We start from the raw sequence: 18,528 nt of genomic DNA, 5'->3' as shown, positions 1-18,528 counted from the left end.
GTAACGGAAAATGAATGTATCAAAAGCATGGGATATTTTGAAAGACCAAGGATTTAAAAAGACAGATAAACGCGAGCAAATATTAGAGATGTTTGCAGATAGCGAAAAGTATTTAACTGCGCGAGACCTTTTAGATGTAATGAAAAAAGATTATCCAGGAATGAGCTATGATACGATTTACCGTAACTTATCAACGTTTGTTTCTATCGGTATTTTAGAAGAAACAGAGCTTTCTGGTGAAAGACATTTTCGGATGCATTGTGAAACTGAACATCATCATCACCATTTTATTTGTATGGAATGTGGCAATATTACAGAAATTCATTTATGCCCGATGGATTTTTTACAACAACAACTACCAGGATATGAAATAGAAGGACATAAATTCGAAATTTACGGAAAATGTCCGAACTGTCAATAATAAAAGATTTGAAAAACCTTGAAACCAACCGGTTTCAAGGTTTTTTATAGACGTAGAAATGAATTATTGTTTTGAAGCGTATACAAGTTAAATTTTGTTAGAAAATGCAATTTATTTGCAATATAAAGGTCTAAAGAACTAATTTTGGAGACGCGTAGGTTAGAAAAGTCTGAAAAATTTACTCGAAATAAGAGGTTCGTTCTAGAAGGGGACTTTGACAAATAAGAGGTACTTAACTCATAATTTAAGTATAAGTTAAATGATTCTAAATAACCTTTTAATAAAAAATAATATAAAAATAAAAGTCCTTGTTTTATAAGGTTAATAATTACAAAGGAGTGTAAGTGACATGAAAAAACGAAAATGGCTCGTAAGTACAGCAGCTTGCTTTATGTTATGGAGTAGCTCGATTACGACGTCGGCATTTGCAAAAACTGTCACTACCGAACAACAATTAATTAAAGAAGTTCAAAGGTCTATGGTGAATTTAAATTCAAATTACTCCATTACGTATACGGGTAAGAAAATTGATTTTAATGCAGTGATTAACAAAGCGATTCAAACAGAGGGGACTGTTTTAAGTACGCTTAGCAGCTACGGTTATTCGGCTTCTAGCGTAGCGAATAGCAATACGACAAACTTAACGTATCAATTTAAATATTATACGACGAAAAATAAAAATGCTCGTGCAACAAAATTATTAGATGCCGAAGTAGCAAAAATCAAAAAAACATATAAAACGGATGTGGACCGCATAAAAGCAGTGAATGATTATATCGTGTTAAACACTCGTTACGGTGGATTAACGACGGATCGTTATAGTATGTACGGCGTTGCACTGAATAAACAAGCCGTTTGTCAAGGATACGCAAGCACAGCCTACTATATGTTAAAAAAATTAGGTTTCCAGACGTACTACGTTACGGGAAATGCAAATGGATTACGACATGCTTGGAATAAAGTAAAAGTGGACGGTTCTTGGTACAATTTAGACGTTACGTGGAACGATCCTGTACCGAATATTGCAAATCAAGTGTCATACAAATACTTTTTATTAAGTGACAAAATGTTGAATCGTGACCATCAAGCAGATAAAGGGATAAATTATCCGAAAGCAACGAATACGAAATTTGATTTTCTTAAAAATACGTCTTCTTTAACGCAAAATGGGACGACTTTATATTATGCGAATGATTCAGATCACCAATATTTGTATTCATTTAATATGAAAACGAATAAGCATAAACGTATTGCGAAAACGCGTGTTCAATACATTCAATATTATAAAGGGAAAATTTACTTCAGTAACTATTCGAACAATGGGTACTTAGCAAATATATCATCTACCGGGAAATCGATAAAAGTTATCGTGAAAAAACCTGTTAGTAAATTATTTTTAAAGAAAAATGTTTTGTATTATCATATGTCAGGAAAAACAGTGAAAAAAGTATTGTAAATTTTTCATTTAATAAAAACATCGTCAAAAGAGATTCAGATCTCCTTTGACGATGTTTTTTGTTAGAGAAATTAATAAAAATCCCTCTTACTACATACGCAGTAAGAGGGATTCATGTATGTGAGAATGGAAGTGAATTAAATTCCAAATTCTTTGGCTACCCAACGTTCAGCTTGTTGCCAGTTTTGGACTCGAATAATGTCTTTTGGCAACGCTTGCTGATTGTAAGGTGCATCAAACAGAACGACTGGAATTTTTAATTCTTCATGAAGCTGTAACGCATTTTCAAGTTTATCTTCAAAAAATAAATCAACGAGATGTTCTTTAGCTGAGATGACTTTACTCGCATTACCGACAATATTTAATGAATCTATTGGTAGTTGTGTATGTGAAAACCAATTTTTTTGTCACTTCTAGAGAATTATTTTGTCGAGCTGTTATATAGTTAAGCATAGCATTAGGATACCATTTTTTTAACGTTTGCATAGCATTTTTTTGCAGTGGGGGATTTTTGTACATTTCAATTTCTATGTTCGTAAACCAATTTGAAAATTGATCTTTTTCAATAGGAAGCACATTTAATAAATTGTAATCTGTAAAATCCGCAAGTGTGACATTCATGTTGAAATAAGAATTAATGTAAGGAATCATAAATTCTTGGGTCGTTACCGTCCCATCAATATCGATGCCGAAGCTATATTTTTTATCCATTGAATGCCTCCTTAAAACTATTGTCGAGCTGCTTTTTCGGCTGCTTGTTTTGCGTAGTATTGTTCTGCTAAAATATCGATTTCTTTTTTCAGTTCTTCAACCATTGTTTCTTCAGGTACTTTACGAACTGTTTTACCGTGACGGAATAATAAACCTTCTCCACGTGCACCAGCAATACCGATATCAGCTTCACGTGCTTCACCAGGGCCGTTTACTGCACAACCGAGTACAGAAACTTTAATTGGTGCTTTAATTGTTTGTAAGTAGTCTTCTACTTCATTTGCGATTGAAATTAAATCAATTTCAATACGACCACAAGTAGGGCAAGAAATTAATGTTGGGATGTTTGATGCAAGACCAAATGTTTTTAATAATTCGCGCGCTACTTTAATTTCTTCTACAGGATCTGCTGATAATGAAATACGAAGTGTATTCCCGATGCCTTTTGATAAAATGGCACCTAAACCAGCAGCTGATTTAATTGTACCTGAGAAAAGCGTACCTGATTCAGTAATCCCTAAGTGTAGAGGATAGTCAAAAGCACGTGCAGCTTTTTCATATGCTTCGATTGCTAAGTTTACGTCTGAAGCTTTCATAGACACGATAATATCGTGGAAATCAAGATCTTCTAAAATTTTGATGTGATGGAGTGCAGATTCGACCATACCGTCCGCAGTAGGGTATCCATACTTCTCTAAAATTTTACGTTCAAGTGAACCAGCATTTACGCCGATACGAATTGGAACGCCTTTCGCTTTTGCTGCATTCACGACAGCTTCTACTTTTTCTTTACGACCGATATTTCCCGGATTAATACGGATTTTATCAACGCCGGCATCAATTGCTTTTAAAGCTAATTTGTAGTCAAAGTGAATATCCGCAACTAAAGGAATATGGATTTGTTTTTTGATATCTGCTAAAGCGTTCGCTGCGCGCTCATCTGGACAAGCGACACGAACGATTTGACAACCTGCTTCTTCTAAACGAAGAATTTCAGCAACGGTTGCTTCAACATCGTGTGTTTTTGTGGTAGTCATACTTTGAATGATGACTTCGTTATTACCACCGATAGTAAGATCTCCAACACGAACTGGGCGTGTTTTCGTACGGTGTGTGATTTCATTCATGAAAACTCTCTCCTTCATAGGCTTTTTGCCTTCACTATTCCCTATTTTAACAGTGTTTTTCTAGAAATGACAATAAAGAAACATTTCCTTTATAAAAACAGTTTGAATGAGCATATTTTTGACGTAATATATCCGCTATAAAAACTTCTATGACTGCCTTTTCTAACGGTAGGACGCCAATCATTGAGAGGAGGTTGCCGTTTAGTGTGAAAGCATTGTAAAGATTACGGACAAAACGTTTACAGGCTGTTTACATTTGGTCATAATGAACGCAACGGCTATTTTGAAAGGAGTTCTACTACATGAATATCGAATGGCAACAACATGTGTTGCAATTCATAGGTGGTTTAGGCTTTTTCTTGTTTTCTTTGAAGTATATGAGTCAAGGGTTACAAAATTGGGCAGGGGAGCAACTGAGAATCGCACTGCACCGCATGACCGCAAATCCGATTATTAGTGTCGGAATCGGTATGCTTCTCGCAATCATGTTGCAATCGAGCACCGCAACGATTATTTTGACGATTGGACTCGTAAATGCAGGGTATATGACGCTGAAACAATCGATCGGCATTATTTTAGGTGCGAATGTTGGGACGACATTGACGGCTTTTTTATTAGGCGTTTCAGTAGGAGATTATATGTATGTCCTAGTCGCGCTCGGTGCTTTTTTAATTTATTTTGTTAAAAGGCAATTGGGGCAACATGTCGGTCAGTTTTTGTTCGGGTTAGGTGGGATGTATATCGGGCTTCATTGGATTACGACGGCTTTTTTACCGATTGTGAACAATGCTGATTTTCTTGCTTTAGGAGAACGTCTGAGTGACATGCCTTTTACAGGTGTATTACTTGGGGCACTCATAACGGCGCTCGTTCAATCGAGCAGTGCTACGGTAGGTATTTTACAAGGATTGTACGGAGAAGGTGGTATGGCATTACAAGCGGCTTTGCCGATTTTATACGGTGAAAATATCGGGACAACGCTGACGGTTATTTTAGCTTCTTTAGCGATGTCTTTATCTGCTAAGCGAGCAGCTATTTCACATTTATTCGTTAATTTATTCGGAACAGTCCTTTTTTCAATTGGGATCGGGTGGTTTATCGCATATTTACAATGGGTTCAGCAAACTGCAGGATTGGAGCCTAAAATGACGATTGCAGTTGCACATGGGACATTTAACGTTGTGACGACACTTCTTTTAACTCCGTTTGTTAGTTGGATTGTTTGGATTGTGACAAAATGTGTGCCAGGTAAGGAAGTTCATCCGATTGAACACGGTGTGACGCATTTAGAAAAACATTTGATTGATACAGCACCTATTATTGCTATCGGTCAAGCGAAAGAAGAAACGGTACATATGGCAAAGGTGTGCTTACAAGGATTTCAATTAATGCGTGCGTACGTTAATACAAACCAAAAGAAATATAGAAATCAAGCAGTTGAAATCGAGCATATATTAGACCAAAAAGATCAAATGATTACGAATTACTTACTATTAGTTGCTACACATCAATTATCTAAAATGGAATCGTCAAGACAACATACATTATTAAAAACGATACGAGATTTGGAACGTATGGGCGATCATATGGAAAATATTATTGAATTGTACGATGACCTACTTTGGCAACGAAGTCAGTTTAGCATAGCTGCTTTTGAGGAATTAAATTATATGTTTCATATTACGGAACAAGCGATTGAAAAAATGGTGCAATTTATTGACACCGGCAATTATCAACTTGTTTCAGAAGTTTTCTTATTAGAAGAACAAATCGATGAGCTAGAACGTGCAAATCGAAAAAAACATATTCATCGTTTGAATAAAGGCATTTGTTCCGCACATGCAGGGATTATTTTCACAGAAATGATGAGTAATCTAGAACGTATGACAGACCATTGTGTCAATGTAACGAAAGCGAATATGTATCGTTAGGAGGGGATTTTTATCGTTACGCTTATTTGGATCATTATTTGGGTATTGTTTATTGCGGCATTTATCGGATTGATTTATCCGATTATTCCATCGGTCTTTTGTGTATTTGTTGGCTTTCTAATATACGGTTTTTATTTTGGATTCGACCATTTCCATTGGTGGTTCTGGGTCATTCAAATTTTATTTATGATTTTACTATTCGGAGCGGATACGCTTTCGAATTGGGTTGGCGTGAAAAAATTTGGTGGAACGAACGCAGGGATTTGGGGAAGTACAATCGGTCTCTTAATCGGCCCGTTCGTTATTCCGGTTATCGGTATTATTTTAGGACCTTTTATTGGAGCTGTATTAGCGGAATGGATCGTCTCGAGGAAAGGATTCGTAGAAAGTTGTAAAATTGGGATTGGGTCATTAGTTGGCTTCCTTACGTCGATTGTGACGAAGGGAATTGTACAACTCGTTATGATTATTTACTTTTTTATTCACATTTAAGCCGAGAATGTCACTAGGAATTCAGTCGAAAGACTGATTTATTGAAATTTACGTGATTTTATTTGAACAAACCGTGACTTTTTGATAACCTAAGAGTGTAAAAAATAAACTTTGATTTTCCTAAGGAGGAACTTTTATTATGGCTTTTGAATTACCAAACTTACCATACGCGTTTGACGCACTAGAACCACATATTGATGCTCGTACAATGGAAATCCACCATGACAAGCACCACAACACTTATGTACAAGGTTTAAATGCTGCATTAGAAGGCAAATCAGAATTCGACGGTAAAACTGTTGAAGAAATTATCGCGAACTTAGATGCTGTTCCTGAAGATGTACGTACTGCTGTACGTAACAACGGTGGCGGTCACGCAAACCACTCATTATTCTGGACATTACTTACTGCTGACGGTAAAGGCGCTCCAGAAGGTGAATTAGCTGCTGCAATCGATGCTAAATTCGGTTCATTCGATGCTTTCAAAGAACAATTCGCTAACGCTGCTAAAACTCGCTTCGGTTCTGGCTGGGCTTGGTTATCAGTAGTAAACGGTGAATTAGAAATCTCTTCTACTGCAAACCAAGATTCTCCAATCATGGAAGGTAAAACACCAATCTTAGGTTTAGACGTATGGGAACATGCATACTACTTAAATTATCAAAACGTACGCCCTAACTACATCGCTGCATTCTGGAACGTTGTAAACTGGGATAAAGTAGCAGAATTATACGCTGCTGCAAAATAATCCATTTATAATGGAACAAAGCACGCATTCTTCTCGTCATGAAGATGCGTGCTTTTTTAGTGGACAAAAAATGGCGAGAAGCGTTGAACTTCCGATGTTTTTTAACACGAAAAATGATATACTACTAATTGTGAATTGAGCAGAAGGGGGGCAATTTGATGCGACGCAAACAAAAAGCGAAACAACAACGTGCAACAAGTGCTAAAGCAAGACTACGCGCCAGTCTTTCATTTCGTATGAATGTTCTTTTCTTCTCGATTTTTGTCTTATTTTCAATTTTAATTTTACGCCTCGGTTATATGCAAATCGTTAAAGGCGAAGATTATGTAAAAGAATTGAAAAAAACAGAGGAAGTTAAAGTAAATACAAGTGTTCCTCGAGGTAGAATTTATGATCGAAATGGTAAAGTATTAGTTGATAATGAAGCAAAAAATGCGATTACGTATACAAAATACTCTACGACGACACAAGATGAAATGATCGAAACAGCGACGAAATTATCGAAGCTCATTAAAATGGATACGTCCAAATTAACAGAACGCGATAAAAAAGACTATTGGATCAAATTGCATCCGGAAGAAGCAAAAGCGAAAGTTTCGAAGGAAGAACAACAAAAAATTAGTGCTGCCGGCGGTGAAACGTCTGAAATGCAAGCGCAAATTGATAAGTTAACACGTGATCGAATTACAGAGAAAGAATTAAACACGTTAACGAAATCACAATTAAAAGTGTTAGCTGTGTATAGCAAAATGCTAGCAGGTTATAACTTATCGCCTCAAATTATTAAAAGTGATGGCGTGACAGAAGCAGAATTTGCGACAGTTTCTGAACGCTTAAATGAAATGCCAGGTGTGACGACAACGACAGACTGGGCACGTAAGAAAAAATCAGATTTATCGATTTTAGGTAAAACGACAACGCCTTCTGAAGGGATTCCGGCGGATAAATTACAATATTATTTAGCACGTGATTATTCACGAAATGACCGCGTAGGGAAAAGTTATTTAGAAATGCAATATGAAGATTTACTACAAGGGCAAAAAGCTGTAGTAAGTTCTGAAACAAATTCTAAAGGACAAGTCGTAGATACGAAAACGGTAACGGAAGGGAAAGCAGGAAAAGATTTAGTCATTTCGATTGACTCAGACCTTCAAAAAGCGACGGATAAAATTGTTAAAAAACATTTATTAGAAGCGAAAGCATCTGGCGCTTCAAGTTTGCTTGACCGTGCCTTTCTCGTTATGATGGACCCAAATACGGGTGAAGTTCTTTCGATGACAGGTAAAAAATTAGAATATGATGATAACGGCAAAATGAATGTAACTGATTATTCAATTGGGGCATTTACGACATCTTATGAAGTAGGTTCTGTTGAAAAGCCAGCAACGTTATTAACAGCGTATAGCTATGATGCGATTACACCAGGACAAGTGATCGTCGATGCTCCGATGAAATTAGGTGGCATTACGAAATCATCTCTATTTAATAAAACAGGTTCCGTTGCAATTAACGACTTAACTGCATTAGAACGATCATCAAACGTTTACATGTTTAAAACAGCATTAAAAGTGGCAGGTATTACGTACGGAAATCAAGGGATTGCGGGCATTACAGCAGCTGACTTCCAAAAAATGCGTAATGGCTATGCACAGTTCGGTTTAGGCGTGGAAACAGGGATTGATTTACCAGGTGAATTTACGGGTGTTAAAGGTCCTGAAACGCTTCCAGGTAAATACCTCGATTTAGCAATTGGTCAGTACGATACGTTTACACCATTGCAATTAGCACAATACGTGTCAACGATTGCGAACGGTGGAGATCGAATTGCACCGCATATTTTAAAGGAAGTGCATGAACCGTCTACAGATGGTAAAACACTCGGACGACTTGATAAAGAAATTGAGCCGACCGTGTTAAATCATTTAAACAATACGCAAGCAGAAATTGATCACGTAAAAGAAGGTATGTATCGCGTGTACTATGGTAATAATGGTACAGCGAAAAAATATTTTGCGGATTCTAAATACAAGGCAGCTGGTAAAACAGGAACAGCCGAAGTAATTTATTACGGACCGAAGAAAGAGCGTTATGGTACGTATTCAATTACCGTTTCTCACATTGGTTTTGCTCCAAAAGATAATCCAGAAGTAGCGTACGCGGTCATCATGCCGTGGATGTCTACAACGGCAGAACACTCTACGCCGAACAATGAAATTGCGCGTGAAGCAGTCGATAAGTTTTTCGAGCTGAAGAAAAAAGAAACGAAAAAACAAAAACAAACGGTCGGAGATACAATCGAGCGTTAATGTTTGGAAAAGCCTAGAGCATTTGCTCTAGGCTTTTTTGTTTACAATTCCTTAACATGTTCTCTATATTTCCTTACATTGTCTTTATATGCCTCTAACAAATGCCCTTTATAGTTAAGTATGTAAAGAACATGACAACAATTCGGTAGGGGGAACAATGATGAAAAAATGGCAGTACGTAATGATGACTTCGGTAGTAGGTTCAGCGCTTTTGTTAGGAGCATGTGGGAATGATAATGCAGCAAAAGATTCTTCATCTTCATCATCGTCGAGTTCGACATCTTCAAGTGAAAAACTAGAAGGTAAAATTGCAGGCGATGGATCTTCAACGGTATCACCTATTATGGAAGGAATTGTTGAAGAATATGCAGCAACGCAACCGAACGTTCAAGTATCTGTCGGGGTTTCAGGAACTGGTGGCGGCTTTGAAAAATTCATTAACGGCGAAACTGATTTCTCTAATGCTTCTCGTCCAGTGAAAGAGGAAGAAGCAGAGAAGCTGAAAGAAAAAGGAATTGATTATACGCAATTTGAAATCGCATACGACGGCATTTCAATCGTTGTAAATAAAAATAATGACTGGATTGAAGACATTACAACAAAACAGTTAGAAGAAATTTGGTTAGATAATGGCAAAAAGAAAAAATGGTCTGATATTAATAAAGACTGGCCAAACGAAGAAATTAAGTTCTACTCACCAGGTACAGATTCTGGAACGTACGATTACTTCGTTAACGATGTATTGGAAGAAAAACAATTAGATAAATCTGCGACACTGTCTGAGGATGATAACGTACTCGTTAAAGGAGTTGAAGCAGATAAAAATGCGATTGGTTTCTTCGGATTTGCTTACTATCTTGCTAATAAAGATAAATTGAAAATCGTTAAAATTAACGGGGTTGAGCCGACGCATGACACGATTCAATCAGGAGAGTATACACCGCTATCTCGTCCACTATTCGTTTATGCAAAAAATAAATCATTAGAAGAACCAGCGATGTATGATTTTATGAGCTACACACTCAAACATGCAGGAGAAATGGCTGAAAGTGTTGGTTACGTCAAATCACCAGATGATGTATATAAAAAGATCAAGCAGCACTTGAAAATTTAAAAGTAATAGAACTGCATAACAGCAAATAAACGGTTTGCGTATGCAACCGTTTATTTGCTGTTGAAGGAGGGACTACTGAGTGGCGAATAAAACATCCATTGATGTACAACAATTAATTGCACAAAAGAGAAATAAAAAATTAAAAAAATATACGGAAAAGGTTGTTCCCATCATTTTGCTTATTACGGCTGTCGTCTCGGTTTTGACGACGATTGGAATCGTCTTTACATTAATATTTGAAACGTTTGAGTTTTTCAAACGCGTCAGTATATGGGAGTATGTGACAGGTACGGAATGGCTTCCATTTGCAGGAGATCCTTCTTATGGCGTACTACCACTCATTGCGGGTACATTGAAAGTAACAGCCATTGCGGTCGTAGTAGCTGTTCCACTTGGATTAGGGATTGCGATTTACTTAAGCCAGTTTGCATCAGATAACGTACGACGTATTACGAAACCGATACTTGAAGTACTCGCAGGGATTCCGACGATTGTTTACGGTTTCTTCGCACTGACATTCGTTACACCGATGCTTCAAAAAGTATTTCCTTCGCTTGAGCTATTTAATGCATTGAGTCCAGGGATTATTATCGGCATTATGATTTTACCGACGATTGCTTCTCTTTCTGAGGATGCAATGTCTAGCGTGCCGAATACGATCCGTGAAGGAGCACTCGGTCTCGGATCAACGAAATTCGAAGTGGCACTTAAAATCGTGTTACCAGCAGCGTTATCAGGCGTATTAGCATCGATTGTTCTCGGTATGTCTCGTGCGATTGGAGAAACGATGATTGTGTCACTTGCCGGTGGCTCGACACCACTGTTTAATTTAGATGTCACGACATCTTTACAAACAATGACGGCTTATATTGTACAAGTATCGAGTGGAGATGCAGGGTATGGAACGACAATTTACTATTCGATTTATGCCGTCGGTTTCACATTATTCCTCTTCACGCTTATTATGAATTTAATGGCAAGTTGGGTGTCTAAGAAGTTTAGGGAGGAATATTAATGGCATATATTAATCATGAAACGGTCGCGAAAAAATTATCTGTTCGTCGATTAAAAAACAATTTATGGAAAAATGTCTTTTTACTCGCTTTATTACTTGCACTCGCGGCATTAGTCATATTAGGTTACCGTATGATTTCCCAAGGAACAGCTTATTTAAATTGGGAATTCCTTCAAAATTTTTCTTCACGCTTTCCTGAAAAAGCCGGTGTTCATGCTGCTTTAATTGGTTCGATTGCGATGCTTGCGATCGTCGCACCCGTTTCGTTATTTTTAGGCGTAGGGGCAGCCATTTATTTAGAGGAATATGCAAAGAAAAATAAATTTACACAGTTTATTCAGATGAACATTTCGAACTTAGCTGGTGTGCCATCAATCGTATTCGGCTTACTTGGATTAACGATCTTTGTACGTATGCTCGGCATGGGAAAAAGTATTTTAGCAGCTGGATTAACGATGAGTTTACTCATTCTTCCGGTCGTCATCGTCGCGGCACAAGAAGCGATTCGCGCTGTACCAGATCATCTTCGTGAAGCGTCATTCGGTATGGGGGCAACGAAGTGGCAAACGATTTATAAAGTCGTCTTACCGAGTGCGATACCAGGTATTTTAACGGGGGGGATCTTAGCACTTTCTCGTGCAATTGGTGAAACGGCACCACTTGTCGTTATTGGGATACCGGTCATCGTACAATTTTTACCGACGGGTATTTTAAGCGAGTTTACGGCATTGCCGATGCTGATCTTCGATTGGGCTAAACGACCACAAGAAGAATTTCAATACGTAGCAGCAGCGGGCATTTTAGTATTAATGATTTTGCTTATTTTTATGAACAGTATTGCCGTTTGGATTCGAAATAAATTCCAAAAACGTTATTAGGGGGACGAACTAATGGTACGAGCATTCGATGAAGTGATAGAAATGAATAAAGAAAAAGATGTACAAGTGATTTCACAGCAACAAGCAAAGTCGGTATTTGAAACGACTCGTTTGAATTTATGGTACGGCGAAACACATGCGTTGAAAGATATCCATTTAACGATTAGTGAAAATGAAGTGACAGCGATTATTGGGCCATCTGGATGTGGGAAATCAACGTATTTAAAAACGTTGAACCGCATGGTAGAGCTCGTTCCTTCCGTTCGAACTTCTGGTGAAATAAAGTACCGGGACGAAAATATTTTATCGAAGCATTATCAAGTAGAACATTTGCGTACGAAAGTCGGTATGGTGTTCCAAAAACCAAATCCTTTTCCAAAATCAATTTACGATAATATTGCGTATGGCCCTAGAATCCACGGTATTCGTAATAAAAAAATATTAGATCAAATTGTCGAAAAGTCATTAAGAGATGCGGCAATTTGGGATGAAGTAAAAGACCGTTTGCATGAAAATGCATACGGGTTATCGGGTGGACAACAGCAACGTATTTGTATCGCACGTTGTTTAGCAATCGAACCGGATGTGATCTTAATGGATGAGCCGACATCAGCGCTTGATCCGATTTCGACGTTGAAAGTGGAAGAGTTAATCCAACAATTAAAAGCTAATTATTCGATTGTGATCGTGACGCACAACATGCAACAAGCAGCGCGTATTTCAGATAAAACCGCCTTTTTCTTAAATGGAGAAGTAGTAGAATTTGATGTGACGAATAAAATTTTTACAAATCCTCATGACAAACGTACAGAAGATTACGTTTCAGGCAGATTCGGATAAGAGGTGTTGACGATGAGAGAAAAATACGAGCAGCAATTACAAGACGTACAACAACGCTTAATTCAATTGTGTGAACTGTCTATTCATGCATTTGATAAATCTTTAGGGCTACTGCAATCTCAAGATATTTCAAAAGCGTGGATTATTATAGAACAAGATCGCTTTATTAATCGATTAGAACAACAAATTCAAGATGATGTGCAAATGATTATGACGAAGCAACAGCCCGTTGCAACTGACTTGCGACGTCTGTTAGTCATTATTCGAGCTGCAAGTGAAATGGAACGAATTGGAGACTATGCGGTTAGCATAGCGAAAGAAACGATTCGAATCGGTGAAAATCAAATCGTGTATGATTTGCAACAACTGATGGTTATGCGAACACTCGCAGTAGACATGTTGCAAAAAATGTTGCAAGCATTTAGTGAAGAAAATTTAATTGAAGCGAAAGAAATTGCTACGCTTGATGATGAAATTGATCAACTGTACGGAGATGTGCTTTCGGGGTTCGAGCAGGAGCGAACATGGCATGAAATGCATGCAGCACAACTACAATCATTATCATTTATTTGTAAATATGTCGAGCGAGCAGCAGATCATGCAACGAATTTGGCAGAAGCATTATTTTATTTAGTACAAGGAAAACGTTACGATTTCGACTAATTCAAAAAAGCTTAGAAATGGCAATCGTTCTAAGCTTTTTCCGTGAGTGTTTAATTTTTAGGTGGTGTCGTCAAAATGTTGAGCAGTTGATCGTAGCTACTATCTTTGTCGATAATAAACGTACCATTTTGCATTTTATTCGACATATCCTTTTTCACAATAAATGTTTCGAAATCTTTTGCATCGGAAATAATCCCTGCTTTTTCAAGCGTTTTCGTAATTTCACTTGATCCCATACCTGCCTCAACATGGAGTTTATATGTATTTTTACTGTTTGCATCATCAGATTTCTCAGCGGGCTTCGTATGATTTGAAGATTTTGATTCTTCTGATGAAGTTGCTTCATCTGTCGTATTTGTATCGACTTTTTTGGCAGGTAGTGCCTTTTCTTCTGTTTGAATAAAAGCTTGTAGTTTGGCATTTTCTTTTTTGAGTTCAGTAAGTTGCGTTTTTGCTTTTTGTAATTCGGCTTCTTCTTTTGAAGGCTGCGTATAGTCAACGATTACGAAGCTTGCTCCCGCTAAAAAAAGACCAGCTCCAAATGCTGCGAGTGCTTTCATTATACGCGACCTCCTGTTACGATGATTTGTTCAATTTGAGAAGGTGTAAGCGACGAACGCTCGGCGATTTGTGCGACGTTATATCCTTGTGTGTGCAAAGCGAGTACTTGGCTTACTAAAATTTGATGTACGCCTTTTGAAGAAGGTTGAGTAGCAGATCTTTTTGGAAGGGGTGCTTCGAGCATCAATTCTTCTTCAACGATTTTTAAACGTCGTTTGAGTTGGGACGTTTCTTTGAAAATGGTCGTAGATAGTTGTTCTAAATCGTCAGATGTCTTTTTCTTTCTTTCGATGACGATTGAAAGAAGGATAACACTAATTCCTACAATCATTAAAATGATGGCTATATTCAATTTTTTCACCTCGTTTTAAAATATTACAATCATGGACGTAATGCATTCATTGTAACATAAAAAAATCAAAAAAAATGTAGATTTTATTGCTATATATGATATAATGGGCTAGTCGTATAAATCATGCTCACTAAAAAATAAATAATGAGTGGGAGGGATATCAATGCGCGTTAATATTACATTAGCTTGCACAGAATGTGGTGAACGTAACTACATTTCTAAGAAAAACAAACGTAACAATCCAGAACGTTTAGAATTAAAAAAATACTGCTCTCGTGATAACAAAATGACACTTCACCGTGAAACTAAGTAATCACGCTTATTGCCAGCCTCTTATGAGACTGGCTTTTTCTATATGTAGGAGGGATTCATCATGGAGAAGAAAGCACTTCGCACTGCTGTGCAAGAACAATTGAAACAGCTCACGTATAAACAATATGATGTTTTTTCGAATGAAATCCAGCAACAATTTTTGTCTTCTTCTTTCGTTCGAGAGGCGAACGTCATCGGTATGACGATTTCGATGTTTCCAGAAGTGGAAACACGCTCTTTAATTGAACAATTATGGGCACTTGGAAAAAGCGTCGCTGTGCCGAAATGTCGTCCTGCGACGAGCGAAATGGACTTTTACATAATTCATTCATTTGAACAGCTAGAAACCGTGTATATGAATTTATTAGAACCTATTCCACAAGAGGCGACTTATGTGGAGCCAACAGCGATTGATTTAGTCGTCGTTCCAGGTATCGTGTATGATCAAACGGGTTATCGCATTGGATATGGTGGCGGTTATTATGATCGTTTTTTACCTTTGTGTCATGCGAAAACGATTTCCTTTTGTTTTGAACAACAGATTGTTGCAAAAGTGCCTAAAAATTCGTATGATTATCCTATAGATGGATTGCTTACAGAGCGAAGATTCATTCCGTGTAAGCAAATTCGAAAGGAAGAAAACTATGGCTAAACGTGTGACCGATGTCGGTCAAATTGAAACAATTGCGGACGTTCAACAATATTTGAAACGTTTCGGAACATTTATTTATACGAAAAATCGTATCGGAGATTTGCATTTAATGGAAGCGGATATGCGTGCTTTGTATGAAGCGGGTATTTTAGACGTACGAGAGTATCAAAAATCTCGTCATATTTTAATAAGCGAAGAAGTTCGTTTACAAAAAGAAGGCTATACGAAATAACCTCAATGACCTTTCATTGGGGTTATTTTTCAATTTATTTTACATAAACAGGTATTAGTTGAGACTTTCAACGAAAAAGATTACGATAATGAATGGTAATTCAGAGACATCCAAGAATAAAGTAGGGAGATGTTTGGAATGCAAAATGGGAAATGGCCAAGACATTCTATTTTAATCATAGCGATTGTCGCTACGTGGTTACAAACATACATCACTTATAAGACGAGTTTCGATTTGGAACTAGATAACTTTTTACAACAATTTATTTTATTTATTAATCCATTCGCATTTTTATTATTTTTCTATGGTTTATCGCTCTTTTTTAAAAAGGCAAAAACGCGTAATGGTTATCTTGTTAGTTTGAAAGTGCTTCTTTCGATTGTGTTGTACGGGAATGTTTTATTTTATCGTTTTTATAGTGATTTCATTACGATTCCGGTGTTGTTTCAAACGAACAATTTCGGTGATTTAGGAAATTCTATTACGACGTTAATTAACGTAACAGATCTTTTTTATTTTACAGATTTAATCATTTTACTTGCGGCAATCAAATGGGTGCCGAATGCGAAACAATCGTTTCCTATTCGTCCTAAAATGCGTCAATTGTATTTTGTTTTAAGTTGTGCGGTTTTATTTTTCAATTTAGGATTAGCTGAAACGGAACGCCCACAATTACTAACGGGGAGCTTTGATCGGGAAGTGTTAGTGAAAAATATGGGCACGTACAACTATCATTTGTATGATGCGTACGTCCAATCAAAATCAAGTGCACAACATGCATTTGCAGATGGCAGCGAATTAAGTGACGTTCGGAAATATACGAAAGAGCATCAAGCAAAGCCAACACCGGAACTTTTCGGGTTAGCCAAAGGTAAAAATGTCATTATTATTTCGGTTGAATCGACACAAAATTTTGTGATTCATCGCAAAGTGAATGGTCAAACGATTACGCCATTTTTAAATGACTTAACGACCGATGAAGATACGCTTTATTTCAATCATTTTTATCATCAAACAGGTCTCGGTAAAACAGCAGATGCGGAATTTATCGTTGAAAATTCTATTTACGGTGTGAATAGGGGGGCTGTGTTCTTTACGAATCCGAGCAATACGTTCCAAACGATGGCAGAACATTTTAATGAAGAGGGTTACTCGACAAATGTGCTACACGCTAATGACAAATCATTTTGGAACAGAGATGTCGTGTATGAGGCTTTTCACATTCAAAAATTTTACGATGTTGCATCATATAATGTAACAGACAGTAATTCGGTTAACTGGGGACTGAAAGACGTACCGTTTATGAATCAGTCTGTCGATATTATGAAGCAGTTGAAGCAACCATTTTATGCACGAATGCTAACGCTTTCTAACCATTTCCCATTCGTTTCAGATGAACGGGATCAATACATTAGCGCTTATCATTCGGGTGATCAAACGGTCGATCGGTACTTCCAGACGGTTCGTTATACGGATGAAGCGATTAAAGAGCTTTTTGCGAAGTTAAAAAAGAAGGATTGTATGACAACTCTGTCATTATTATGTACGGAGATCATTATGGTATTTCAGAAAACCATAATAAAGCGATGGCGGAGTATTTCAATAAGGAAGTCATTACGTCGTATGATGCTGCGACACTTCAAGAAGTGCCTTTCTTTATTCACGTTCCGCATTCAAATATTAAACAAAAGGTTGCTGAATTCGTAGGAGAGAATGTGACGAATGAAGTATCAGGCGAACTTGATATTCGTCCGACTGTACTGCATTTATTCGGAATAGATACATCAAATGATATCCAATTTGGAACGGACTTATTATCCGATGAACACGATAACTTAATAGTGTTTAGAGATGGCCGTTTTATTACAGAAAAGTATGTTTACGCTGGAGAAAGATGTTATACGAGAACGACTGGTGTAGAAGTAGAAACAGACCGATGTGCACCGCTGAAACAACGGGCACAAGAGAAACTGATGATGTCTGATAAAGTTATTAATGGCGATTTATTACGATTTTATAATAATGAGACTGGGCAAATGAAAAAATAAGAGGTGATGATTATGTATAGTATTCGAAGTTATGTAGTAGGGTTGGCACAAGAAAATTGTTATTTCATTTCAAATATGAAAAAAGAAACGTTAATTATTGATCCAGGAGATCAAGGGATGGCACTCGTGAAAGAATTGCGAAAAAATCATTTAAAACCATTGGCGATTTTATTAACGCATACGCATTTTGATCACATCGGCGGAATTGAGGATATTCGCAGTCAGTTTGACATTCCTGTATACGTACACGAAAAAGAACAGCATTGGTTACAAAAACCAGCGTTAAATGGTTCTGCTAAATATCAAGAAATCCCTAATATTATCGTTGAAAAAGCGGATGAAATTATTCAAAAAGAAGGTTCGTATGCTATTGGTGATTTTACGTTTGATGTGCTATATACGCCGGGGCATTCACCTGGTAGTATAACGTTTTCTTTTAAAGACGAAGGATTTGCAATTGTGGGGGATACACTTTTTGAAGGAAGTATTGGTCGAACAGATCTTATAGAAGGAAGTGAGAAGGTTTTATTGCAAGCGATTAAACAAAAAATCTTCTCGCTAGACGAAAAAACGATTATTTACCCTGGGCATGGAAATTCGACGACCGTTGAAAAAGAACGTGCGACGAATCCATTCTTGAGAAATATATAAAAAAATGCGTGCTTTCAT

Annotated in this window: 19 protein-coding genes and 1 pseudogene; 16 read left to right on the top strand and 4 right to left on the bottom strand. The window is 37.2% G+C overall.

Features of this window, described 5'->3' with window-relative positions; genetic code table 11:
* Nucleotides 1-10 precede the first annotated feature (10 nt).
* The gene (locus tag KSHG_RS05870) at nucleotides 11-421 is read left to right on the top strand and encodes a Fur family transcriptional regulator (RefSeq protein WP_010303299.1); all 411 of its coding nucleotides are present in this window, start codon (nucleotides 11-13) and stop codon (nucleotides 419-421) included.
* Between the two features lie 349 nt (nucleotides 422-770).
* Nucleotides 771-1,877, top strand: coding sequence for a transglutaminase domain-containing protein (locus tag KSHG_RS17410; RefSeq protein ID WP_010303296.1), 1,107 nt, complete (start codon nucleotides 771-773; stop codon nucleotides 1,875-1,877).
* A 348-nt stretch (nucleotides 1,878-2,225) separates the two neighbouring features.
* Here KSHG_RS17410 and KSHG_RS17970 read toward each other — a convergent pair whose 3' ends face one another.
* On the bottom strand, nucleotides 2,226-2,588 hold the full coding sequence (locus KSHG_RS17970; RefSeq protein ID WP_010303294.1) for an HAD-like protein: 363 nt from the start codon (nucleotides 2,586-2,588) through the stop codon (nucleotides 2,226-2,228).
* A gap of 17 nt (nucleotides 2,589-2,605) precedes the next feature.
* Nucleotides 2,606-3,715, bottom strand: a complete 1,110-nt coding sequence (gene ispG, locus KSHG_RS05855) for a flavodoxin-dependent (E)-4-hydroxy-3-methylbut-2-enyl-diphosphate synthase (protein ID WP_010303292.1) — start codon at nucleotides 3,713-3,715, stop codon at nucleotides 2,606-2,608.
* Between the two features lie 302 nt (nucleotides 3,716-4,017).
* On the opposite strand from ispG, the gene KSHG_RS05850 reads away from it, so the two are divergent.
* The 9 genes from KSHG_RS05850 (at nucleotide 4,018) to phoU (ending at nucleotide 13,702) form a co-directional block, all read left to right on the top strand.
* A complete protein-coding gene (locus KSHG_RS05850; RefSeq protein ID WP_010303290.1) occupies nucleotides 4,018-5,646 on the top strand; it encodes a Na/Pi cotransporter family protein in 1,629 nt (542 codons plus the stop codon).
* A gap of 45 nt (nucleotides 5,647-5,691) precedes the next feature.
* Complete coding sequence (locus KSHG_RS05845) at nucleotides 5,692-6,138, top strand: DUF456 domain-containing protein (RefSeq protein WP_010303288.1); 447 nt, start codon at nucleotides 5,692-5,694, stop codon at nucleotides 6,136-6,138.
* 139 nt (nucleotides 6,139-6,277) lie between these two features.
* Nucleotides 6,278-6,886, top strand: a complete 609-nt coding sequence (locus KSHG_RS05840; RefSeq protein WP_010303286.1) for a superoxide dismutase — start codon at nucleotides 6,278-6,280, stop codon at nucleotides 6,884-6,886.
* A gap of 158 nt (nucleotides 6,887-7,044) precedes the next feature.
* Nucleotides 7,045-9,192 (top strand): peptidoglycan D,D-transpeptidase FtsI family protein, encoded by a 2,148-nt coding sequence (locus tag KSHG_RS05835; protein ID WP_010303283.1) that lies wholly within the window; start codon nucleotides 7,045-7,047, stop codon nucleotides 9,190-9,192.
* A 160-nt stretch (nucleotides 9,193-9,352) separates the two neighbouring features.
* The gene (locus KSHG_RS05830; RefSeq protein WP_010303277.1) at nucleotides 9,353-10,306 is read left to right on the top strand and encodes a PstS family phosphate ABC transporter substrate-binding protein; all 954 of its coding nucleotides are present in this window, start codon (nucleotides 9,353-9,355) and stop codon (nucleotides 10,304-10,306) included.
* A gap of 79 nt (nucleotides 10,307-10,385) precedes the next feature.
* The gene (gene pstC, locus KSHG_RS05825; protein ID WP_010303274.1) at nucleotides 10,386-11,321 is read left to right on the top strand and encodes a phosphate ABC transporter permease subunit PstC; all 936 of its coding nucleotides are present in this window, start codon (nucleotides 10,386-10,388) and stop codon (nucleotides 11,319-11,321) included.
* Nucleotides 11,321-12,199: a phosphate ABC transporter permease PstA gene (gene pstA / locus KSHG_RS05820; RefSeq protein WP_010303270.1), complete on the top strand. Its 879-nt coding sequence runs from the start codon at nucleotides 11,321-11,323 to the stop codon at nucleotides 12,197-12,199. Before pstC ends, pstA begins: the two co-directional genes overlap by 1 nt.
* A gap of 42 nt (nucleotides 12,200-12,241) precedes the next feature.
* Nucleotides 12,242-13,039 (top strand): phosphate ABC transporter ATP-binding protein PstB, encoded by a 798-nt coding sequence (pstB, locus tag KSHG_RS05815; RefSeq protein ID WP_147630492.1) that lies wholly within the window; start codon nucleotides 12,242-12,244, stop codon nucleotides 13,037-13,039.
* 12 nt (nucleotides 13,040-13,051) lie between these two features.
* Nucleotides 13,052-13,702, top strand: coding sequence for a phosphate signaling complex protein PhoU (phoU, locus tag KSHG_RS05810; RefSeq protein WP_010303261.1), 651 nt, complete (start codon nucleotides 13,052-13,054; stop codon nucleotides 13,700-13,702).
* Between the two features lie 50 nt (nucleotides 13,703-13,752).
* Here phoU and KSHG_RS05805 read toward each other — a convergent pair whose 3' ends face one another.
* Both KSHG_RS05805 and KSHG_RS05800 read right to left on the bottom strand, forming a co-directional pair.
* Nucleotides 13,753-14,262, bottom strand: a complete 510-nt coding sequence (locus KSHG_RS05805) for an endolytic transglycosylase MltG (RefSeq protein ID WP_010303257.1) — start codon at nucleotides 14,260-14,262, stop codon at nucleotides 13,753-13,755.
* Nucleotides 14,262-14,624, bottom strand: coding sequence for a hypothetical protein (locus KSHG_RS05800; RefSeq protein WP_235728346.1), 363 nt, complete (start codon nucleotides 14,622-14,624; stop codon nucleotides 14,262-14,264). The genes KSHG_RS05805 and KSHG_RS05800 overlap by 1 nt, the downstream gene beginning before the upstream one ends.
* A 154-nt stretch (nucleotides 14,625-14,778) precedes the next feature.
* Here KSHG_RS05800 and rpmG point away from each other — a divergent pair, with 154 nt between their 5' ends.
* The 5 genes and pseudogenes from rpmG (at nucleotide 14,779) to KSHG_RS05775 (ending at nucleotide 18,510) form a co-directional block, all read left to right on the top strand.
* Nucleotides 14,779-14,928: a 50S ribosomal protein L33 gene (gene rpmG, locus KSHG_RS05795; RefSeq protein WP_010287907.1), complete on the top strand. Its 150-nt coding sequence runs from the start codon at nucleotides 14,779-14,781 to the stop codon at nucleotides 14,926-14,928.
* Nucleotides 14,929-14,988: 60 nt separating this feature from the next.
* A complete protein-coding gene (locus tag KSHG_RS05790) occupies nucleotides 14,989-15,579 on the top strand; it encodes a 5-formyltetrahydrofolate cyclo-ligase (RefSeq protein ID WP_010303249.1) in 591 nt (196 codons plus the stop codon).
* On the top strand, nucleotides 15,572-15,811 hold the full coding sequence (locus KSHG_RS05785; protein ID WP_010303246.1) for a YqgQ family protein: 240 nt from the start codon (nucleotides 15,572-15,574) through the stop codon (nucleotides 15,809-15,811). The genes KSHG_RS05790 and KSHG_RS05785 overlap by 8 nt, the downstream gene beginning before the upstream one ends.
* Before the next feature lie 138 nt (nucleotides 15,812-15,949).
* A pseudogene (locus KSHG_RS16230) lies at nucleotides 15,950-17,859 on the top strand (LTA synthase family protein).
* 12 nt (nucleotides 17,860-17,871) lie between these two features.
* The gene (locus KSHG_RS05775) at nucleotides 17,872-18,510 is read left to right on the top strand and encodes an MBL fold metallo-hydrolase (RefSeq protein WP_010303243.1); all 639 of its coding nucleotides are present in this window, start codon (nucleotides 17,872-17,874) and stop codon (nucleotides 18,508-18,510) included.
* Nucleotides 18,511-18,528 lie beyond the last annotated feature (18 nt).

It is taken from the genome of Kurthia senegalensis (assembly GCF_000285595.1).
Classification (GTDB): Bacteria; Bacillota; Bacilli; order Bacillales_A; family Planococcaceae; genus Kurthia; species Kurthia senegalensis.
The sequence above is the reverse complement of the archived record's forward strand: the minus strand, read 5'-3'. Positions and strand labels throughout refer to the sequence as shown.